The sequence below is a fragment of the Arenibacter flavimaris genome, assembly GCF_030291335.1.
Classification (GTDB): Bacteria; Bacteroidota; Bacteroidia; order Flavobacteriales; family Flavobacteriaceae; genus Arenibacter.
Genome location: NZ_JASWIM010000002.1, coordinates 236,291 through 256,437, shown reverse-complemented (window position 1 = coordinate 256,437; position 20,147 = coordinate 236,291). Strand labels below are relative to the sequence as shown.

Below are 20,147 nucleotides of genomic sequence, written 5' to 3'. Positions count from 1 at the left end.
CTCCCATCAAATTTGCCTTGAACTTTATTGTTTAGGAAAATGCAAGAATCATTTAAGATGTTCCAAAGTGGACAACAATAGTATGAAACAGAAGACAGACAAAATAGCGAATACCAACCCCTCGACCAATCTCCAGGGAACCTCCATATTGGTTATAGACAATTACGACAGTTTTACTTATAACCTGGTCCACTATTTGGAGGATTTGGATTGCAGTGTAACCGTCAAAAGAAATGACCAAATTGATCTTGAGGAAATCGAAGCCTTTGACAAGATCGTTCTTTCCCCAGGGCCTGGAATACCCGATGAGGCCGGTTTGCTGAAAGCAATCATTTCAAAGTATGCACCAACAAAAAGTATCTTTGGTGTATGCCTTGGACAGCAAGCTATAGCTGAAGTTTTCGGAGGGTCTTTGGTCAATATAGACCAGGTCTATCACGGAATAGCTACCAAAATAAATATTGTAAAAGACGATATCCTTTTTAAAGGATTGCCTAAAGAAATAGAGGTGGGGCGCTATCATTCGTGGGTAGTGGACCCTGCACTACCAGAAGTGTTGGTAGCCACCTCCTTTGATGAAAATGGACAGGTCATGTCTTTACGCCATAAGGTATATAATGTATGTGCCGTACAATTTCACCCCGAATCCGTATTGACCCCCCATGGGAAGAAAATATTGGAGAATTGGGTAAAAAACTAGAAGTAATTAATGAGTATCAACTATTAATTTTCCTTATCGCACCCAACAATAACAACATATAGTAACAGAGAATTCCAAGTACATGGTACTTATATCTCAACACCATAGAAATAATGAAAGATATTCTAAACAAACTGATCAATCACGATGTACTTCCAAAAGAGGATGCAAAACAGGTTTTGGTCAATATTGCCAAAGGAGATTACAATACAAGCCAGATTGCCGCTTTTTTAACCGTTTATATGATGCGTAGCGTCACCATAGAGGAGTTGGAAGGCTTTAGGGACGCCTTATTGGAACTTTGTTTGGCGGTGGATCTATCGCAATACAACCCCATAGATCTATGTGGTACCGGAGGCGATGGGAAAGACACCTTCAATATTTCCACCTTGGCCAGCTTTGTAACGGCCGGAGCCGGTGTTAAGGTAACCAAACACGGCAACTATGGAGTATCCTCAAAATGTGGCAGTAGCAATGTCATGGAGTTTTTGGGTATTAAATTCAGTAATGAGGCCGGATTTCTTGAAAAATGTATAGACGAGGCAGGTATCTGTGTATTACATGCCCCCTTATTTCACCCGGCCATGAAAAATGTAGCCCCTATACGCAGGGAATTGGGAGTTAAAACCTTCTTTAATATGTTGGGCCCAATGGTGAACCCGGCCTTCCCCAAAAATCAAATGGTCGGCGTATTTAATTTGGAACTTGCCAGGATGTACGGTTATCTATACCAAAAGACCGATAAAAACTTTACAGTCCTTCATGCCTTGGATGGTTACGACGAAATTTCATTGACAGGTAATACCAAAACAATTACCAACAAATCGGAGGGAATGTTAAAGCCTTCGGATTTTGGTGTTGAAACCATCTCCGCATTGGATATTGCGGGAGGAGATAGTATAGAAGAATCTGCCCAGGTTTTTCTTAATGTACTACAGGGAAAAGGTACTGCACCGCAAAATAATGTGGTCTGTGCCAATGCTGGAATTGCCATTGCCACTGTTAAGGGAATAAGCCCTAGGGAAGGCTTTGAGGAAGCCAAAGAATCCCTGGTCAGCGGAAGAGGGTTGGCTGCATTAAAAAAATTACAGGCCTTAAGTCAATAAAAAATAATAAATAAAGGGCCTTGCACAAGCGGGCCTTACAGTACCTATGAATATACTGGACAAAATAGTTTTGGATAAGAGAAAGGAAGTGGATCTAAAAAAATCGATTATTCCGGTTGCCCAATTGGAAGCTTCCATATTGTTCAACAGACCTACAGTTTCTTTGGCAAATACCTTGAGAAATAGCAATACTGGGATAATCGCGGAACACAAAAGGCGCTCCCCTTCCAAATCGGTCATCAACCAAAACAACAGTGTCTCCGATGTAGCGGTCGGCTATGAAAAAGCCGGCGCCTGTGGCATGTCGGTTTTAACGGATGGAAAATATTTTGGCGGATCCTTGGACGATCTATTATTGGCCAGGGCATCCGTACAAATGCCATTGCTTCGCAAAGAATTTATCATAGACCAATATCAAATATTGGAGGCCAAGGCCCATGGTGCAGATGTGATATTGTTGATTGCGGCCATATTGAGCAGGAAGGAAATTAAAACCCTATCCGAATTGGCCAAACAATTGCAATTGGATGTATTGTTGGAAGTTCACAACGAAGAAGAACTACAAAAGTCCATTATGCCCAGTTTGGACATGTTGGGAGTGAACAATCGGAATTTAAAGACTTTTGAAGTAAGCCTGGAAACCAGTAAAACCCTATCCAAATTAATCCCGGACGATTTTGTGAAGGTTTCCGAGAGCGGCATAAGTTCCGTTGAAGCCATACAAGAATTACAACCTTACGGATATCAAGGGTTCCTTATTGGGGAGAATTTTATGAAAACGGATAACCCAGGAGAGAGCGCCCTACAATTTATTAAATCGATTAAGTAACAGCATGGCCATGAAACTGAAAGTGTGTGGAATGAAATTGAATATCCAGGAAGTGGCCACCCTTCATCCGGATTATCTGGGTTTTATATTTTGGGAACCCTCCAAAAGATTTTTTAAAGGAAACATCCCCCAATTACCACCTTCCATTGAAAAAGTAGGTGTTTTTGTTGATGCCACTATTGAGGAAGTCTTGGAAAAAATTGAAACCTATAGTTTGGATGCCGTTCAATTGCACGGTAAGGAAAACCCGGAATTTTGCAGGAAGCTCAAAATAGCCAATATAGACCGTACAAATGCTATAGGTACGGCAAGCCTAAAAATCATAAAAGTGTTTTCTATTAAGGACGATTTTGATTTTGGTGTTTTAACTCCCTACGAGGAGATATGCGATTTTTTTCTTTTCGACACCAAAGGCAAATTACCTGGTGGAAATGGATTTACCTTCAGCTGGGAAGTGCTAAAGAACTATCCCTCTACCAAACCCTATTTTTTAAGTGGTGGCATTGGATTGGAGGAGGTTGAAAAAATAAGGGAATTTCAACAAAGGCCGGAATCAAAATATTGCCATGCCATTGATGTCAATAGTAAATTTGAATCGGAACCAGGATTAAAGGATATTAAAAAATTGAAGGAATTTAAAGAAGTACTGGGCAATGGGTAACCAATACTCAGTACTGAATACTATACTATAAAAACATGAATTACAACGTAGACGAAAAGGGTTATTATGGTGAATTTGGAGGAGCTTTTATTCCGGAAATGCTCTATCCAAATGTTGAAAACCTTAGACAGCAGTATCTAAAAATAATGGCGGAACCCTCCTTTAAAAAGGAATTTGATCAATTATTGAAGGATTATGTGGGTAGACCTTCGCCCCTTTATTTTGCAAAAAGGTTGTCCGAAAAGTACAACACCAAAGTATATTTAAAGCGCGAAGACCTCAATCATACCGGCGCCCATAAAGTAAACAATACCATCGGACAGATCTTAATGGCCAAGCGACTTGGCAAGACAAGGATCATTGCCGAAACAGGTGCAGGCCAGCATGGCGTAGCAACGGCCACGGTATGCGCCCTTATGGGAATGGAGTGCATTGTGTATATGGGCGAGATAGATATTGCCAGGCAGGCTCCCAATGTTGCTCGTATGAAAATGCTGGGAGCCAAAGTACGACCTGCCCTTTCCGGAAGTAGAACGCTAAAGGATGCTACCAATGAGGCCATTAGGGATTGGATCAATAACCCCGTGGATACCCATTACATAATTGGATCGGCCATAGGACCACATCCCTACCCGGATATGGTTACCAGATTTCAATCCGTTATTTCCGAAGAAATAAAATGGCAATTAAAAGAAAAGGAAGGCAGGGAAAACCCGGATTACGTAGTGGCCTGTATTGGTGGGGGAAGCAATGCGGCCGGTACCTTCTACCATTTCCTTCATGAAAAGGAAGTGGGCATTATTGCTGTAGAAGCGGCAGGACTGGGCGTGGATAGCGGCGAAAGTGCCGCCACCTCCGTTCTTGGGAAAATGGGGATCATCCATGGTTGCAAAACTTTATTGATGCAAACTGCCGATGGGCAGATTACGGAACCCTACTCCATTTCTGCGGGACTCGATTATCCAGGGGTTGGCCCCATGCACGCACATCTATACAAAACCGGCAGGGCAGAATTTATTGCGGTAACGGACGATGAGGCCATGCAGGCGGGAATGGTATTGTCCAAGTTGGAAGGGATTATCCCTGCTATTGAGTCCTCACATGCGTTTGCCATCTTGGAAACCAGAAAATTCCGACCAGAGGAGATAGTGGTCTTTAATCTATCGGGGCGCGGAGATAAGGATTTGGATACCTATATAAAATATTTCAAACTGTAAGCTATATGTACATTGCCACCCTAGTGACAATGCAAAAAATAATTTTAGAATGAACAGAATACATCAAAAATTACAAGAAGGCAAGAAAATATTGTCCTTATATTTTACCGCGGGCTACCCCACATTGAACGATACGGTAAAAATAATTCAAGATCTGGAAAAAAATGGTGTGGATATGATTGAGATCGGATTGCCCTTCAGCGATCCCTTGGCCGATGGCCCAACCATTCAGGCCAGTTCTACCCAGGCACTGAAGAATGGCATGACCACCTCGCTATTGTTTCAACAGCTAAAAGATATCCGCAAATCTGTTTCCATACCCTTGATCCTTATGGGATATTTCAATCCCGTTCTTCAATATGGCGTTGAGGAATTTTGCGAAAAATGTCAGGAAATAGGAATAGACGGACTTATTCTTCCCGATCTGCCTTTGGATGTGTATCAGGAAAATTACGAAGCCATTTTTAAAAAATATGGTCTTGTGAATATTTTCTTGATAACCCCACAAACCAGTGATGACCGTATCCGTCAAATAGATGCTGCTTCGGACGGGTTCATTTATATGGTAAGTTCTGCAAGTGTTACCGGTTCCCAAGATGGTTTCGGAAACAATCAAGAAGCCTACTTTGAGCGCATTTCGGATATGAGGTTGAAGAACCCACAGATTGTTGGTTTTGGCATAAGCAATTCAGAGACCTTTCAACAGGCCACCAAACATGCCAAGGGAGCCATAATTGGATCGGCATTTATTAAATTTCTGACACAAAAAGGGGTAGATAAAGTTGGGGAGTTCGTAAAGGGAATCCAAAAATAAATTACAACAATGGAGATTATCAATAATTGGAAAATAATTCTGCTCTTGTGCCTAACCCTTGGCTTGGCTCCTTATTTTCCTGAACCCCATATTCTGGGCAAATTGAAATGGATATCCGGTGGTGCAACGGGAATGGGACCCATGGACTGGTTCGATGTTCTTTTACATGGGTTTCCGTTTGTTCTACTCATTAGGATATTGGTCTTAAAAGCCTTAAAAAGGTAAATTTATGAAGGATATATGGATTCCTGCTTTTACAGAAATCCATTTATTCAAACCCATTTCGCCCGCCTAACATTCCCTTACAAAGGTTTAATTTGGCTGTAACTGCATTTTGCAATTTGTTTTTAAGTTGGGATAAACCATAAAACTTAATAGGAATGGGAATTAAAAACAATAAGGAAAATTTAAAGGAAAAGTGCAATAATCCTATCCTAACAATCCCTCTGGGAACTCCAATGTAGATACTAAAAAAAGAAACCATAAAAAATAGGCTCAACAAACGCCAATAATTATATGTCTGCATATGTACTGAAGTACTGTAAGATACTTTTAGAAAAATTCCCTATACTGTAAGACCCTGAAATCGATCGTATTGAATTCAGGGTTCTTGTCTTTTATCCTTTTATATTTCTCCAAGCTTCCAACCGCCCTATTGGCAGCTCCCGAAGGTGCTGTTAAGGACACTGTTTTAATTATTCTCTCCCTGCGTACCATAGTCTTTCCCCTCTTTTTCCAAGAATTATCCAACTTGGCAAAGGGAAGAACAAAGCGATGTACACGGGGCACCTCCGCAGAAACCAATTCCAGGCCAATGTCATGTTCCTTGAGATACTTTCTAAAAAAATACTCAGGACCATTTTTACTATTTCCCCCTGTAAACAATAAGGTATCCACTTTGGGACATTGTTGAATATAAGCCAACATATCCCTTAATACAATGTTTTCCATCCCCAGATCCGAAGCATCGATCTTGGAACGTTCTGCACTTTGTACTATATCACAAATCCCTATTTTTCGTTCCTTCAGAAAATCCACACGCTGCCCTATGGCCCTTTCCGTAGTTTCAAAATCCAAATTAAGTCCGAAAATTCGATCCAATATGGGCCACAATTGGCCATCCCGACTACCGTAGCAGAAATCAACGTCCCCCTCCTTTAAATCACCCGTAGTAAATCTGGGCGGCGGTAGGGTCCCTACTATTAGCTTGGTGGCATCCTCGAATATAAAGGGCTCGTACGGATGTGTATGTAAGAACATATTGGTAGACTTCATGTATTTAAAGAGCTTTGTCCTTACAAAGGTAATGCGTCTAAAAACAAAAGTTGCAGGGATATGCCCAAATATTGGCAAGTTCCCTGCAACTACATTATGTATTGTGCAATGCCAATTATTTTAACACCACCACCAAATCTTCGGAATTTACCAGGGAACCACCACTTAATTGCACCCTATCCACAATACCCTCTTCCGTGGCAGTAACGGTTGTTTCCATTTTCATGGCTTCAATAACAAACAAGGGTTGGTTCTTTTTTACCTCTTGGTTCTTCTTTACCAATACACTGGATAACAATCCCTGCAAAGGGGCACCTATCTGCTTAGGGTCTGAAGAATCCACCTTAACATTTTCTACCTTGTCTACCTTAACGGATTTATCCTTAACAATTACGTTTCGCAATTGACCGTTTACCTTGAAGTATATACTAACATTTCCTGCCTCATCGGGTTCTCCCTTGAGCATAAGGGAAACCAGTATGTTTTTACCCCTGTCCAGCTCCACAATGATCTCTTCCCCTATTTCCATCCCATAAAAGAAATTCTTGGTCGGGATATTAACCACATTGCCATATTTTACATGGTGGTTATAGGCGTCCGTGAAAACTTTTGGATATAATTTATAGGAAAGGAAATCGGTTATAAGTAGCTCGCGTCCCATTCCTGAACTGAATTTTCTTTTGAAGGCATTAAATTCCTTATCAAAATCTATAGGCTCCAAATGTGCATTGGGCCTATCCGTAAACGGTTTTTCATCCTTCAGAACAATTTTCTGTAGCTTAGTGGGGAAACCACCAACAGGTTGGCCCAGATCCCCTTTAAAGAACCCTATAACAGATTGTGGAAAGTTAATGCTATCCCCTCTTTCAAGAACGTCCTCTGCCGTAAGTCCGTTACTGATCATATATTGTGCCATATCCCCTACCACTTTGGAACTAGGGGTTACTTTAACAATATCCCCGAACAGTTTATTTACTTCACCGTACATTTTGGTTACCTCGGGAAATTTGTCTTCCAATCCCAAAGCTATGGCCTGCCCTTTTAGGTTGGAGTATTGTCCGCCAGGTATTTCATGATTGTATACCTCTCCGGTACCCGACTTCAATCCGGATTCAAAGGTATAATAGTAATTACGGACCGTTTCCCAATAATTGGAATACTCGGCCAATTTATCGGTATTTAAAATATTCTGACGCTCGTTAAAACGCAACATCTCCACCACCGAATTGAAATTGGGCTGGGAAGTAAGCCCGGACAATCCGCCCAGGGCAACATCCACTACATCCACGCCGGCCTCTATAGCTTTAAGGTACATGGCCGATTGGGTAGAGGAGGTATCGTGGGTATGCAAATGAATAGGGATGTTGATTTCCGATTTTAAAGCAGAAATCAATTCATAAGCGGCATAGGGTTTTAGCAAACCTGCCATATCCTTTACTCCCAAAATATGGGCACCCGCATTTTCAATGTCCTTGGCTAATTGCACGTAATACTTTAGGTCGTACTTCGTTTTTGTAGGATCTAAAATGTCCCCGGTATAACAAATGGAGCCTTCGGCCAGGCCGGCAGTCTTGGTTCGTACATATTCAATACATGGGGCAAGGGATTTCATCCAGTTGAGCGAATCAAATATTCGAAATACATCTACTCCAGACTTAAAGGACTCCTCTACAAACCGCTCTATCAAATTATCCGGATAAGCGGTATAACCAACTCCGTTGGAACCCCTGATCAACATCTGCAATAGTACATTGGGCATCGCTTTACGCAATAGTTCCAACCGCTCCCATGGATTTTCCTGTAGAAAACGTAGGCAGACGTCAAAGGTGGCCCCTCCCCAAACTTCCATACTAAATATCTCTGGGTGGTTCTTGGCATAGCCCTCGGCCACTTTTAACATATCTATTGTTCGCATACGCGTGGCCAGCAAACTTTGATGGGCATCGCGCATGGTAGTATCGGTAAAATGGACCTTTTTTTCATTCTTCAGCCATTGTGCAAATTGTTCAGGGCCCAATTCCGTCAACAGATCCTTTGTGCCCTTTGGAAAACCTTCCAATTTGGGAAAGGAAGGAACTTTCGGTTTGGAAAAAATATGATCCTTATCCAATTTCTTGACATCGGGATTACCGTTTACAATAGTTTCCCCCAGAAACTCGACCAATTTATTGGCTCGGTTCCTTGGTTCCACAAACTTGAAGAGTTCTGGTTCATTCTTAATAAAATTAACGGTCACCTTGCCTTCCCTAAAAGTAGGATGCTTCAAGATGTTGTCCAGGAAGGCCATATTTGTCTTAACACCACGGATTCGAAATTCAGCCAATGCCCTGCGCATTTTTCTACACGAGCCGTCCAAAGTTCTACTAATTGCCGATACCTTGACCAGCATGGAATCGAAAAAGGGAGATATGGCCACCCCCTGATAAATACTTCCGGCATCCAGCCTAATACCCAATCCGGAGGCACTCCTATAAGTAGTAACAACGCCATAATCCGGCTTAAAATCATTACCTGGGTCCTCGGTGGTTATCCTACATTGCAATGCATAGCCCGTAACCACTACGGAAGCTTGGTCTTGGATCTTAATTTGCTTATCGGAAAGCTTATACCCACCCGCTATAAACAGTTGGGCCTTGACCAGGTCTATATTGGTAATCATTTCGGTCACCGTATGCTCAACCTGAATTCGTGGGTTTACTTCAATAAAATAGATACTACCGTCATCATCCACCAAAAATTCTACCGTTCCTATATTGTTATAATCAACGGCTCTACAAATGTCGATAGCATACTTGTATAAATTATTTTTTGTCTCCTGTGGCAGACCAATGGAAGGAGCAAACTCTATTACCTTCTGGTAACGGCGTTGCACCGAACAATCGCGCTCATATAAGTGCACAATATTACCGTGGGTATCCGCAACGATCTGTATTTCTATATGCTTGGGGTTTTCCACAAATTTCTCAAGGAAAACAGTATCGTCGCCAAATGCATTCAGGGATTCCCTCTTGGCCTCTGGAAATCCTTTTTTAAGTTCATCTTCCGTACGGATCACCCTCATTCCGCGACCACCACCCCCGGAAGCGGCTTTAAGCATTAATGGATAACCTATTTCCTTTGCTTCTGAAAGTGCAATATCAATAGTGGTCAAATCCTTATCACTACTTCTAATAATAGGTATATTATTGGCAACAGCAACATCCTTGGCCGTTATCTTATCGCCCAATGCCTTTAGGACTGCCACCTTAGGGCCAACGAAAATAATACCGTTGTCTTCACATTTTTGGGCAAATTTGGCATTTTCGGAAAGAAAACCATATCCTGGATGTATGGCGTCCACGTTATTGTCCTTTGCAACCTTGATAAGGGCGTCCATATCCAAGTAGGGTTTCAAGGGCTCTGTGTCCTCTCCTATTTGATAACTTTCATCGGCCTTATATCGGTGTAGGGAATATCGGTCTTCGTAAGTATATACCCCTACTGTTTTAATTCCTATTTCAACACATGCCCTGAATATACGTATTGCTATCTCTCCCCTATTTGCTACTAATACCTTTTTTATTTTCAACCTATTACGTTTTTGGAATTGCTCAATTTAACATAATTTTATAATAGTGCAAACTTAGCATATTAGGGCTAGGTCGCCAATATGTTAAAAGTAAATCTTTCAATAAATTTGTTACAAATAAAAATCATGGATCAAAACTGTTTCCATTTGAAACTTGCCAATAAGGTATTAATAAATTAACTTTAAAAAAGATAAAATACAGAGAAAATGGGAAAAGGTGATAAAAAATCGAAAAGAGGAAAAATTATTAACGGCACATATGGCACAAGACGCAAACGAAAAATTAAGAAAAGACCCAATGTAGTAGAAAAAATAAGTCCTGACAAAAAAAAATAATGACAAAATCTTATGGCAGGTTAATCCTCCATAAAGCTCAGGATAACGTCGCCCTCCTCTGAAAGATTTAACACGTAGGTGTAAAATCCATTTTCCAGTGGTGTTTCACCTACGAAATCTATAGGCTGCAAAACGTAAGTCTCCCCAGCTACCATTATATTAATGTAGGCATAGGAATAAGCAGTCTCATATTCCAGATAACCGGAATATTCTTCCGGTGCTATATTTTCATGAATCATATCGTCACTTCCTACCTGTACGGTATCAAAAGTAACACTGCTTTCATTTTTAATCCTGATGTTCACTCCTTCCAGGTCATCATCCCTATCCGTACAACCAATAAACACAGTAACAATCAAAAACAATAAAGCGAGTCGTTTCATATCAATCCCAATTAAGCAGTAGTACTTATTTGAAAATAACGCTTTTTTTTCAGAAATATTCTATCGGATAAACACGGGTTGATTTTCCTTCAGGGTATGTTCCTTACTGTACAGATATCCATCCCTGTCAAACCTCATAACATCGTCCAAGGTTTTGGCATCGGTATCCAAAATATAACGCACCATGGAACCCCTAGCTTTTTTGGCGAAAAAACTTATTATCTTTAAATTATCATTCTTCCAATCCTTGAATATTGGGGTAATTACAGGTACCTTTAGGTGCTTTTCGTCCACTGCATTAAAATATTCATTGCTTGCCAGGTTAAGAAAAAGCTCCTTGTCCTGCAATTCTGAATTTAGATAATCGGTAATTTGCTTTTTCCAAAATTCGTACAGATTCTTTTTACGTCCTATCTTTAATTGGGTTCCCATTTCCAACCTGTAGGGCTGCATAAGGTCCAAGGGTTTCAAAACGCCGTACAATCCCGATAATATCCTTAGCTTCCCCTGAAGGTTTTCCAAGGTGTTGGGTGCCAAGGTATAGGCATCGAGGCCTTGGTAAACATCCCCGTTAAAAGCATAAATTGCAGGCCTCGCATTTTCTTCTGTAAAGGGAACAGTGAACTGCTGGTTCCTTTCCCAGTTCAGTTCAGCGAGATTGGCCGAAATGCCCATTAATTTTGACAGGGCCTTTGGATTCTTTTTTGCCAAAACCTTGTTCAACTGTTCCGCCTCTTTGATAAAATAAGGCAGGGAAAATTCCTTAGTGGGTAATGGGCTTTCAAAATCCAAAGATTTTGCAGGTGATATCACTATTTTCATACTCGTTGGAATATTGTTAAGAATTAGGTCAAAAATAATGGCTGTACCTTAAATTACCTAGCCCTTTAAAATCTTGTTATCAATATTGGTATAAACGAAACCTATTCAGCTTGACTGTGCTTGGCGTAGTGCTTCCATTTTTCAATGCAGTTGGCCATATCCTCCGGTATTTCGGAATCGAACCTCATAAAATTCCCGGAAGTGGGATGCACAAACCCCAAGGTCTTCGCATGCAGTGCCTGCCTGGGTAGAATTTTAAAGGCATTATCCACAAATTGCTTGTATTTAGTAAAGGTGGTTCCCTTTAAAACTTTTTCCCCTCCATACCGCTCATCGTTGAACAAGGTATGGCCAATGTGTTTAAGATGCACCCGAATCTGATGTGTTCTTCCTGTTTCCAAGGTACAGGAAAGCAAGGTTACATATCCATAGCGCTCCAGTACCCTGTAGTGGGTAACCGCCTCCTTGCCCTGCTCCCCTTCCGGAAACACATGCATCTGCAATCTGTTTTTAGGATTCCTGCCTATATGGCCCTCAATGGTACCTGTTTCCTCCTCCACATTTCCCCATACCAATGCTATGTACTCGCGTTCGCTGGTTTTATCGAAAAACTGTTTGGCCAAATGGGTCATTGCAGCCTCTGTTTTTGCCACGACCAACAGGCCAGAGGTATCCTTATCTATCCGGTGCACAAGTCCGGGACGTTCATCACTGTTCTTTGGCAAATTTTCAAAATGATAGATCAAGGCATTGATCAAGGTTCCCGAATAATTTCCATGGCCAGGATGCACAACCATCCCTGCTGGTTTATTTACCACCAAAAGCACATCGTCTTCATATACAATGTCCAAAGGTATGTTCTCCGGTATAAGTAAATTTTCGTGGGGAGGATGCGCAAACATGACCCGGATATGGTCACCTGCCTTTACCTTGTAATTTTGTTTTACCGTTGCACCGTTTACCCATACATTTCCATCCCTTGCGGCCTGTTGAATTTTATTTCGGGTAGCGTTTTCAATAAAATTCATTAAAAACTTATCGATCCTTAATGGATCCTGCCCTTTGGAAGCCTTAAAACTATGATGCTCAAAAAGTTCCTCTTCATTTATTTCAAACTCGTCCTGTGCTTCCATAATTATTCGGACCCCGCCTTTACTTCTGCTCTTGAGGTAATATTACCGTTGCCACATATCAACTCTATCTTTGATGTTTTTGGCAGTTTGTCCCCCGGAACAATATATTTTCCTTTATACTTAATGTTGTAGACCATATCCTTTCCCAATTCATCCACATAGGTAACCCTTTCCACATCCAAGCCCACCGCTTTGAGCATGGAGCTGGCATTTCTTTGTGTTACCTGAATAATATTGGGTATAGTAACCTTTTTATACCCGGATGGGTTAACAGTAATATAAATTTTCCTGTTCTCCTTAACCTTGCTCCCGGCACGGGGCGTCTGATCTATGATTGAAAATCTGGGATAAGTTGGATTATAGTTGGCCGAATCCAATACCTCATATCTCAATTTTGATCGATCGATAAGGGATCTCATCTCAGTTACCGATAATTTGGATAGATCCGGAACTTCAACAAACTTACCGTGATTGGTAGTGGCCTTTAGATATTGCATTGCCCCAACTACCAACAAAATGGAAACCAACAAGGCCAATACCAACTGAATCAAAAATGTTTTACTTGTTAAAAAATTAAAAAAATTTCGCATAGTATAATTTCTTGTGTCGCAAAGATAGAAAACCGAACGCTTTTTCTTTACTTTGAATGCATGATATTTATTTATTGATTTTGACCCGTGGAATGCCCTATGGAATTTTCACTTAAAAATTGGGGAATACCATAAAACCTCTTGTAGGACAATGACTTAAATAATTATCCAAAGAACCAATTATTAAAAATTAGATATATCCAATGAAAAAAAATATTGCAATTATAATGGGCGGTTACTCTAGCGAGTATAAGATCTCCTTGACTAGCGGAGGGGTGGTATACGATTATTTGGACAAGGAAAAATTCAACGCCTATAGAATACATATTTTCAAGGACAAATGGGTCTATGTAGACCCAGACCAAAAGGAGTACCCTGTTAACAGGCATGATTTCACCATTGAATTGGTCTCTGAAATCATAAAATTCGACTGCGTATTTAATGCGATTCACGGCTCACCTGGTGAAGACGGCCTTATGCAGGCCTATTTTGAACTTTTGGGAATTCCGCAAACATCCTGCGATTACTACCAGGCCTCTTTGACCTTTAACAAACGAGACCTACTGAGTGTTCTGAAACCATATGGCATTAAATCGGCCCCTTCATATTATATCAACTTGGGAGACCCTATTGACGAAGATGGAATTATAGCAAAAGTAGGATTGCCCTGTTTTGTAAAAGCCAACAAAGCTGGCAGTAGTTTTGGTATTTCCAAGGTCTATACAAAGGAAGAATTGCCGAAGGCCATAGAAAATGCCTTTAAAGAGGACAATGAAATACTTATAGAATCCTTTTTAAACGGAACCGAAGTATCGGTCGGGGTCATAAAATACGAAGGGAAGACAAAAGTATTACCGATCACCGAAATTGTATCGGAGAACGATTTTTTTGATTATGAAGCCAAATACGAAGGTAAATCCCAAGAAATAACACCAGCAAGAATTACAAAGGCACAAGAGAAAAAGGTGGGCCAAATAGCGCAGAAAGCTTATGAAGTGCTGAAAATGAAAGGATTTTCAAGAAGTGAATTCATATTTGTAGATGACGAACCTTTTATGCTGGAAATGAACACCACACCTGGCCTTACCACAGAAAGTATATTGCCACAGCAGGCAAAAATAGCAGGCATTTCGCTTTCTGAACTCTTTGAAAGTGCCATTTGGGAGGCTTTGGGAGAAAATAAGTAATTTTAGACCCATACCCAATTACAACAGAATGGGTATTTTAGCCAACATTATATTTCCGGCCACATTTTTGGACCCCCGGGGATTGACAACTTTAATTTTGCAATAATGAAAACAAGACGCGCTATATTTCCAGGTTCTTTTGATCCATTGACCTTAGGGCATTATGACATCATTAAAAGGGGAATAACCCTTTTTGATGAACTAATTATAGCCATAGGGGTAAATACAGATAAAAAATACATGTTCAGTCTCGAGGAGCGCAAAAGATTTATTTCCGATTCATTTAAGAATGAACCGCAAATAACCGTCCTTACCTATCAGGGATTAACCGTTGATTTTTGCAAAAAAGTTAACGCAGCCTTTATTTTGAGGGGTTTAAGAAACCCTGGGGACTTCGAATTTGAAAAGGCCATAGCCCATACCAATCGCAAGCTTTCCGAAATAGAAACGGTATTCCTGCTTACCTCTTCGGGCAAATCATACATTAGTTCCTCCATTGTTAGGGATGTTATTAGAAACGGTGGCGATTACTCCGGCCTGGTTCCCGATTCCGTCAGAACAAAATAAAACATATTTCCTGTCTTGAACCTTCAAAAAATCCAATGCAAATATGGCCTTGGACACCAATTGCTGCCAAAGGTCCACTACATTTTCCCAGTTGAATAATACCAAACAAATGGGAAAATGACCTAAAATTTCCTTATATTACAGTTACACAACTAATTTTGTCCAATTCACAACAATCTATTCGTTGTATTAAATAATCGGACTACTATTGTAGGAAAATGCGACAGATGATTATGAATACCCCCATCATATCAAACCAATTCCTGATAAAACAGTTGCCAAAACCAACTGTTTTTATTAATAAGGAATTTAAGGTGGTGCTCGCGTCGGACAAGTGGGCTGAAGATTTTGGTTTCCAAGGTCAGGATTATATTGGAAAATCCATTTATGACATATTGGATAAAACAAGTACTAAATGGTCCAACAACTTGTTGGCCTGTTTTGATGGTAAATTCCCGGAGTCGGAATTACAGGCCTATCTGGATAAAGACTCTAAAGAGAAGTGGTTCGAATGGACAAATATTCCATGGTACGATGAACAGGAAAACATAGTAGGGGCAATCCTCCAAACTGAAGATGTATCGGAAAAGGTTAAAAACGAATTAAAAATCGAGAAACTGGAATTCCTGCAAAAGGAAACAGGACAGCATGGAAAAATAGGGAATTGGGAATATCAAAAATCGAAAGATAAGTTTACTTGCTGTGAAATGATCAGGCGTATTTTTGAGGTCGATGACGATTTCGAGATCAACATAGACAACTCTGTAAATTTCTACAAGACCGGTTATAGCAGGAACACCATTTCCATGGCCATTTTTTCCGCCAACCAGAAAAAAACTCCTTGGAACGAAAAATTGCAGATCATTACCGCCAAAGGAAATGAAAAGTGGGTGAATGTTTCCGGAAAGCCATTATATAAGAATGGCGAATACGTGGGGCTCATAGGAATTGTACAGGACATAACGGATTTTGTAGAGAAAGAACAAAAGACCAAAGACAACGAACATTTATTAAAGACCCTGATAAACAACCTACCCTTACAGATTTATATTAAGGATACCCAATCCAGGAAGTTGCTCGCAAATAAATCCGAACTTCAATTTCTTGGTATTGAAAACGAGAGGGATATTATCGGCAAGGATGATTTTGACCTATACGACAGGGACACGGCCCAGAAATTCAGGGATGAGGACATTGAAGTCATGATCTCTCAAATTCCTATGCTGAACAAGGAATTAACGCGCACCAACACCAATGGTTCGGTTATTACATTTCTATCTTCCAAAATCCCTCTAATAGGGGAGAATGGGGAGGTTACAGGACTTGTAGGAATTAGCATGGACATTTCCGAACAAAAGCAAAAACAAAAAGAACTTAAAAATCTTATATCAGTAACCTCGTCCCAGAATAAAAAACTGATTAATTTTGCACATATTGTTTCGCACAATTTAAGGTCCCATTCTGCCAATTTTGCCATGCTCTTGGATTTCTTGGGCAACGAAAAGGATGAAAATGAAAGACTAAAAATAATGGGAATGCTTATGGATTCCTCTAAAAACCTTATGGAAACACTTCATAATTTAAATGATATCGTGGCCATCAATACCGAGTCCAACATTATTAAGAAAGAGGTCAACTTCAACAAAAAGTTAAACTCCGTACTTAAACAAATCAACCCCCAGCTTAACAAGGCCAAGGCCACAGTAATTAGTGAAGTATCCGATGATCTTAACATAAACGTTGTACCTGCCTACTTAAAAAACATATTGACAAATATTATTACCAATGCCCTAAAGTATAAAAAACCGAATGTTGACCCAATAATAAAGATAAGCGTAAACTATGTTCAAAATTATACGGTCATAAGTATCGAAGACAACGGCGTAGGGCTGGATTTAAAAAAATACGGAACCAAGTTATTCGGAATGTACAAAACCTTTCATGGCAATTCGGACGCAAAAGGTCTAGGGCTGTATATTACAAAAAATCAAATTGAGGCCATGCATGGTAAAATAAGTGCTACAAGCCAAGTAGGTATAGGAAGCACTTTTAATTTATATTTTAATGACAAAAATTAATTCAATTTTTATTGTCGATGATGACACTATAACGATTTACGGAATTAAAAAAATATTAACTTCTGTTGCCTCCTGTAAGGACATTTTTGAATTTAAAAATGGTCAAATAGCAATGGACCGTATAAAGAAAATGATAATTGAAAAATCGGAACTGCCCGATTTAATTTTTCTGGACATCAACATGCCAATAATGGATGGATGGGAATTCTTGGAAGAATTCATAAAATTGCCCATTCACAAAAAAGTCAATATAAATATTGTAACCTCCTCCATTGACCAATTTGACATGGACAAGGCCGAGAATTTCAGATCCCTGACACATCACACCGTTATTTACAATAGCAAACCTATCAGAAAGGCCGACATAGAAAAAATTACCGCAGCCATTGCCGTGTAATACCCAAGTTTTAGCTAACTTTGATTTCTAGAAGATGATTTTGAACCTCTATTTAAAAAGTTCAAAACCTATTTATATCTCATTTTCCAATTGGACTTCAAGGTCTTTTTTTTTGAGTTTTAAACAAATTATAACCTAGCATGAAACTTCTGGTAAGACTTTTTTTACTGCTTTGTCTTATTTCTTGCGAGACCGAAAAAGAAAGAAAAATTGAAAACATTAAAACAGTTTTTGAGCGCAGTAACGGGGAAGAAACGGCAACCTATCTCCAAATCATAGATTTCTACATTCAACTTGCCAAGGAATTTCCAGAAATAAATATACAGATCATCGGCAATACCGATAGCGGTAACCCCCTACATGTTGTAACCTACAACCCGGACGCCGATTTTAATTTTCAAAAAATTGGTAGGGATAAGAGTATTTTATTAATAAATAATGGCATACATCCAGGAGAAAGCGATGGCATTGATGCCACCATGCTATTATTTAGGGATTTGGTACTAAAAAATATAGAAGCCCCCAAAAACACGGTTGTGGTTACCATACCCGTTTACAATGTTGGCGGAGCCTTGAACAGAAATTCAACATCCAGGGTAAATCAAAATGGTCCTAAATCCCATGGTTTTAGAGGCAACGCGAAAAATTATGACCTTAATCGCGACTTTATAAAAGTAGATACAAAGAACGCCCACACTTTTTCCAAAATTTTCCACTTGATAAAACCGGATATCTTTATAGACAACCATGTTAGCAATGGAGCGGATTATCAATACACCCTTACCCACCTGTTTACCCAGCACAACAAATTGGGAGGTGAATTGGGCCAATACCTTCACGAAGAGATGGTTCCCGCACTTGAAAATTCGCTCAAGGAGGCGGACTGGGATATTACGCCCTATGTGAATGTTTTTAATCAAGTACCCGAAAAAGGCTTTTCCCAATTTATGGATTACCCCAGATACTCCACAGGATATACCACTCTTTGGAACACCCTGGGCCTAATGGTGGAAACACATATGCTTAAGCCATACAAACAAAGGGTAGAAGGCGTATACGCCTTAATGACCAAGATTTTGGATATTTCAGAGAAAGATTACAAGAAGATTAAAAATTTAAGGGAGAATGCTTTTGAAGTTTACCTAGAGAAACAAAACTACCCCCTACAATGGGCCATCGATACAACCAAAAGTACTATCCTGGAATTCAAAGGATATGAAGCCGATGAATTTAACAGTGAAATAACAGGGCTTCCCAGGCTTAAATATGATAGAAACAGACCGTTTACCAAAGAAGTGGAGTACCAAAATTTTTTTAAACCAACACACGAGGTGGAAATTCCCAAAGCATATGTCATAAAGAAGGGTTGGGACAGAATAATAGATTTATTATCGGTAAACCAGATAAGCTTTAAAACCTTAAAACAAGACACTTCCATAGCGGTGGAGACATATAAAATAGACAGCTACAGTACTGCCGAAAATTCGTATGAGGGACACTACCCACATTATAATACCAAAGTAAAGCGCAGTAACCAAAAAGTTGATTTTACGGCGGGGGATATCTTGGTACCAACCAATCAAAAGGGCTTGCGCTATTTATTGGAAACCTTGGAACCGGAGGCTACGGACTCTTTCTTTAACTGGAATTATTTTGATGCTATTTTACAACAAAAGGAAGGTTTCTCACCTTATGTTTTTGAAGATATCGCTTTGGAAATCCTTCAGGACAGTCTGGAAATGAAGACCCAGTTCAATCTTAAAAAAGAAATCGACAGTACTTTTGCAAGCGATTGGTATGCCCAGCTGGATTGGATTTACAAACGGTCCAAATACTATGAACCCGAACATTTGCAATATCCCGTTTATAGAATTCTAAAGGAATAATCCCTCAATCTTCAAACAGAATTCTAATATTGGCATAGGAATTTTCCAATGCTTTTTTGATTTTTTCCGGACCTTTCCATTTTACTTTTTCTATTCCTTCAGAGGTTTCGCCCACTAAAACTCCCTTATAATTGGTTTTCATGGCAAACCAATGTACTTCCTTTAATTTATAGGTCCCATTCCTCTTAAAGAGATGGTAGGTAGTCCTTAAAAAATTTTCGATCTTCAGCCCCTTTACCCCTGTTTCCTCTTCCACTTCGCGCAGTGCACATTCCTCAATGCTCTCCCCTTTGTCCAATTTTCCTTTTGGAAGGTCCCATTTATCATTGCGGTAAATAAAAAGTACCTTCCCTTCCTTGTTGGTAACCACTCCACCAGCAGCGACAACTAGTGGTATTTTTTTCGAAAATTTCTTTAATATCTCTTCACTATTCGGGTGATAAATAAAAGCTTCACTAAGTTTTTTGCTTGCCAAAGCGTCTATGGCCTCATTAATGGCAGACCCGTTCAACAAAAAATATTTATTATTTGCCGTATCCGATAATTTATTTGTCAAAATCAGAGGTGACTCATTAACAAAAACTTTATACATTTGCGT

Annotated in this window: 20 protein-coding genes; 13 read left to right on the top strand and 7 right to left on the bottom strand. The window is 39.8% G+C overall.

The window, feature by feature from the left end; genetic code table 11:
• Positions 1–82: 82 nt before the first annotated feature.
• From QSE00_RS03175 to QSE00_RS03145, 7 genes are all read left to right on the top strand, one after another.
• Positions 83–700, top strand: a complete 618-nt coding sequence (locus tag QSE00_RS03175; RefSeq protein ID WP_110356663.1) for an anthranilate synthase component II — start codon at positions 83–85, stop codon at positions 698–700.
• Positions 701–813: 113 nt separating this feature from the next.
• Positions 814–1,806, top strand: a complete 993-nt coding sequence (trpD, locus tag QSE00_RS03170) for an anthranilate phosphoribosyltransferase (RefSeq protein ID WP_286104848.1) — start codon at positions 814–816, stop codon at positions 1,804–1,806.
• 46 nt (positions 1,807–1,852) lie between these two features.
• Positions 1,853–2,635, top strand: coding sequence for an indole-3-glycerol phosphate synthase TrpC (gene trpC / locus QSE00_RS03165; protein WP_286104847.1), 783 nt, complete (start codon positions 1,853–1,855; stop codon positions 2,633–2,635).
• A 10-nt stretch (positions 2,636–2,645) separates the two neighbouring features.
• Positions 2,646–3,296: a phosphoribosylanthranilate isomerase gene (locus QSE00_RS03160; RefSeq protein WP_286104846.1), complete on the top strand. Its 651-nt coding sequence runs from the start codon at positions 2,646–2,648 to the stop codon at positions 3,294–3,296.
• A 35-nt stretch (positions 3,297–3,331) separates the two neighbouring features.
• On the top strand, positions 3,332–4,513 hold the full coding sequence (gene trpB / locus QSE00_RS03155; protein ID WP_110356660.1) for a tryptophan synthase subunit beta: 1,182 nt from the start codon (positions 3,332–3,334) through the stop codon (positions 4,511–4,513).
• Between the two features lie 49 nt (positions 4,514–4,562).
• Positions 4,563–5,327 carry a tryptophan synthase subunit alpha gene (gene trpA / locus QSE00_RS03150; protein WP_286104845.1) on the top strand — a complete coding sequence of 255 codons (765 nt, stop codon included), beginning with the start codon at positions 4,563–4,565 and terminating at the stop codon, positions 5,325–5,327.
• A 9-nt stretch (positions 5,328–5,336) separates the two neighbouring features.
• A complete protein-coding gene (locus QSE00_RS03145; RefSeq protein WP_110356658.1) occupies positions 5,337–5,552 on the top strand; it encodes a hypothetical protein in 216 nt (71 codons plus the stop codon).
• A 327-nt stretch (positions 5,553–5,879) separates the two neighbouring features.
• On the opposite strand, the gene QSE00_RS03140 is transcribed toward QSE00_RS03145, so the two are convergent.
• The gene (locus QSE00_RS03140) at positions 5,880–6,587 is read right to left on the bottom strand and encodes a uracil-DNA glycosylase family protein (RefSeq protein WP_110356703.1); all 708 of its coding nucleotides are present in this window, start codon (positions 6,585–6,587) and stop codon (positions 5,880–5,882) included.
• A gap of 130 nt (positions 6,588–6,717) precedes the next feature.
• On the bottom strand, positions 6,718–10,170 hold the full coding sequence (locus tag QSE00_RS03135) for a pyruvate carboxylase (protein ID WP_286104843.1): 3,453 nt from the start codon (positions 10,168–10,170) through the stop codon (positions 6,718–6,720).
• A 207-nt stretch (positions 10,171–10,377) separates the two neighbouring features.
• Here QSE00_RS03135 and QSE00_RS03130 point away from each other — a divergent pair, with 207 nt between their 5' ends.
• Complete coding sequence (locus QSE00_RS03130; RefSeq protein ID WP_286104842.1) at positions 10,378–10,506, top strand: 30S ribosomal protein THX; 129 nt, start codon at positions 10,378–10,380, stop codon at positions 10,504–10,506.
• A 20-nt stretch (positions 10,507–10,526) separates the two neighbouring features.
• Here the strand turns inward: QSE00_RS03130 and QSE00_RS03125 are convergent, their stop codons facing one another.
• The 4 genes from QSE00_RS03125 to QSE00_RS03110 all read right to left on the bottom strand — a co-directional run bounded on the left by QSE00_RS03125 (position 10,527) and on the right by QSE00_RS03110 (position 13,434).
• Positions 10,527–10,889 carry a hypothetical protein gene (locus tag QSE00_RS03125; RefSeq protein WP_110356654.1) on the bottom strand — a complete coding sequence of 121 codons (363 nt, stop codon included), beginning with the start codon at positions 10,887–10,889 and terminating at the stop codon, positions 10,527–10,529.
• Positions 10,890–10,949: 60 nt separating this feature from the next.
• A complete protein-coding gene (yaaA, locus tag QSE00_RS03120) occupies positions 10,950–11,711 on the bottom strand; it encodes a peroxide stress protein YaaA (RefSeq protein ID WP_286104841.1) in 762 nt (253 codons plus the stop codon).
• A gap of 101 nt (positions 11,712–11,812) precedes the next feature.
• Positions 11,813–12,844, bottom strand: a complete 1,032-nt coding sequence (locus QSE00_RS03115) for an RluA family pseudouridine synthase (protein WP_110356652.1) — start codon at positions 12,842–12,844, stop codon at positions 11,813–11,815.
• A gap of 2 nt (positions 12,845–12,846) precedes the next feature.
• On the bottom strand, positions 12,847–13,434 hold the full coding sequence (locus QSE00_RS03110) for a PASTA domain-containing protein (RefSeq protein WP_286104840.1): 588 nt from the start codon (positions 13,432–13,434) through the stop codon (positions 12,847–12,849).
• A gap of 203 nt (positions 13,435–13,637) precedes the next feature.
• Here QSE00_RS03110 and QSE00_RS03105 point away from each other — a divergent pair, with 203 nt between their 5' ends.
• The 5 genes from QSE00_RS03105 to QSE00_RS03085 all read left to right on the top strand — a co-directional run bounded on the left by QSE00_RS03105 (position 13,638) and on the right by QSE00_RS03085 (position 19,549).
• Positions 13,638–14,621: a D-alanine--D-alanine ligase gene (locus tag QSE00_RS03105; RefSeq protein WP_110356650.1), complete on the top strand. Its 984-nt coding sequence runs from the start codon at positions 13,638–13,640 to the stop codon at positions 14,619–14,621.
• Between the two features lie 105 nt (positions 14,622–14,726).
• The gene (coaD, locus tag QSE00_RS03100; RefSeq protein WP_110356649.1) at positions 14,727–15,188 is read left to right on the top strand and encodes a pantetheine-phosphate adenylyltransferase; all 462 of its coding nucleotides are present in this window, start codon (positions 14,727–14,729) and stop codon (positions 15,186–15,188) included.
• Between the two features lie 227 nt (positions 15,189–15,415).
• Positions 15,416–17,266, top strand: coding sequence for a PAS domain-containing sensor histidine kinase (locus QSE00_RS03095; protein ID WP_286104839.1), 1,851 nt, complete (start codon positions 15,416–15,418; stop codon positions 17,264–17,266).
• Positions 17,253–17,663: a response regulator transcription factor gene (locus tag QSE00_RS03090; protein WP_286104838.1), complete on the top strand. Its 411-nt coding sequence runs from the start codon at positions 17,253–17,255 to the stop codon at positions 17,661–17,663. Before QSE00_RS03095 ends, QSE00_RS03090 begins: the two co-directional genes overlap by 14 nt.
• Before the next feature lie 140 nt (positions 17,664–17,803).
• Complete coding sequence (locus QSE00_RS03085; RefSeq protein WP_110356646.1) at positions 17,804–19,549, top strand: M14 family metallopeptidase; 1,746 nt, start codon at positions 17,804–17,806, stop codon at positions 19,547–19,549.
• 4 nt (positions 19,550–19,553) lie between these two features.
• Here the strand turns inward: QSE00_RS03085 and QSE00_RS03080 are convergent, their stop codons facing one another.
• Complete coding sequence (locus QSE00_RS03080; protein ID WP_110356702.1) at positions 19,554–20,141, bottom strand: NUDIX hydrolase; 588 nt, start codon at positions 20,139–20,141, stop codon at positions 19,554–19,556.
• Positions 20,142–20,147 lie beyond the last annotated feature (6 nt).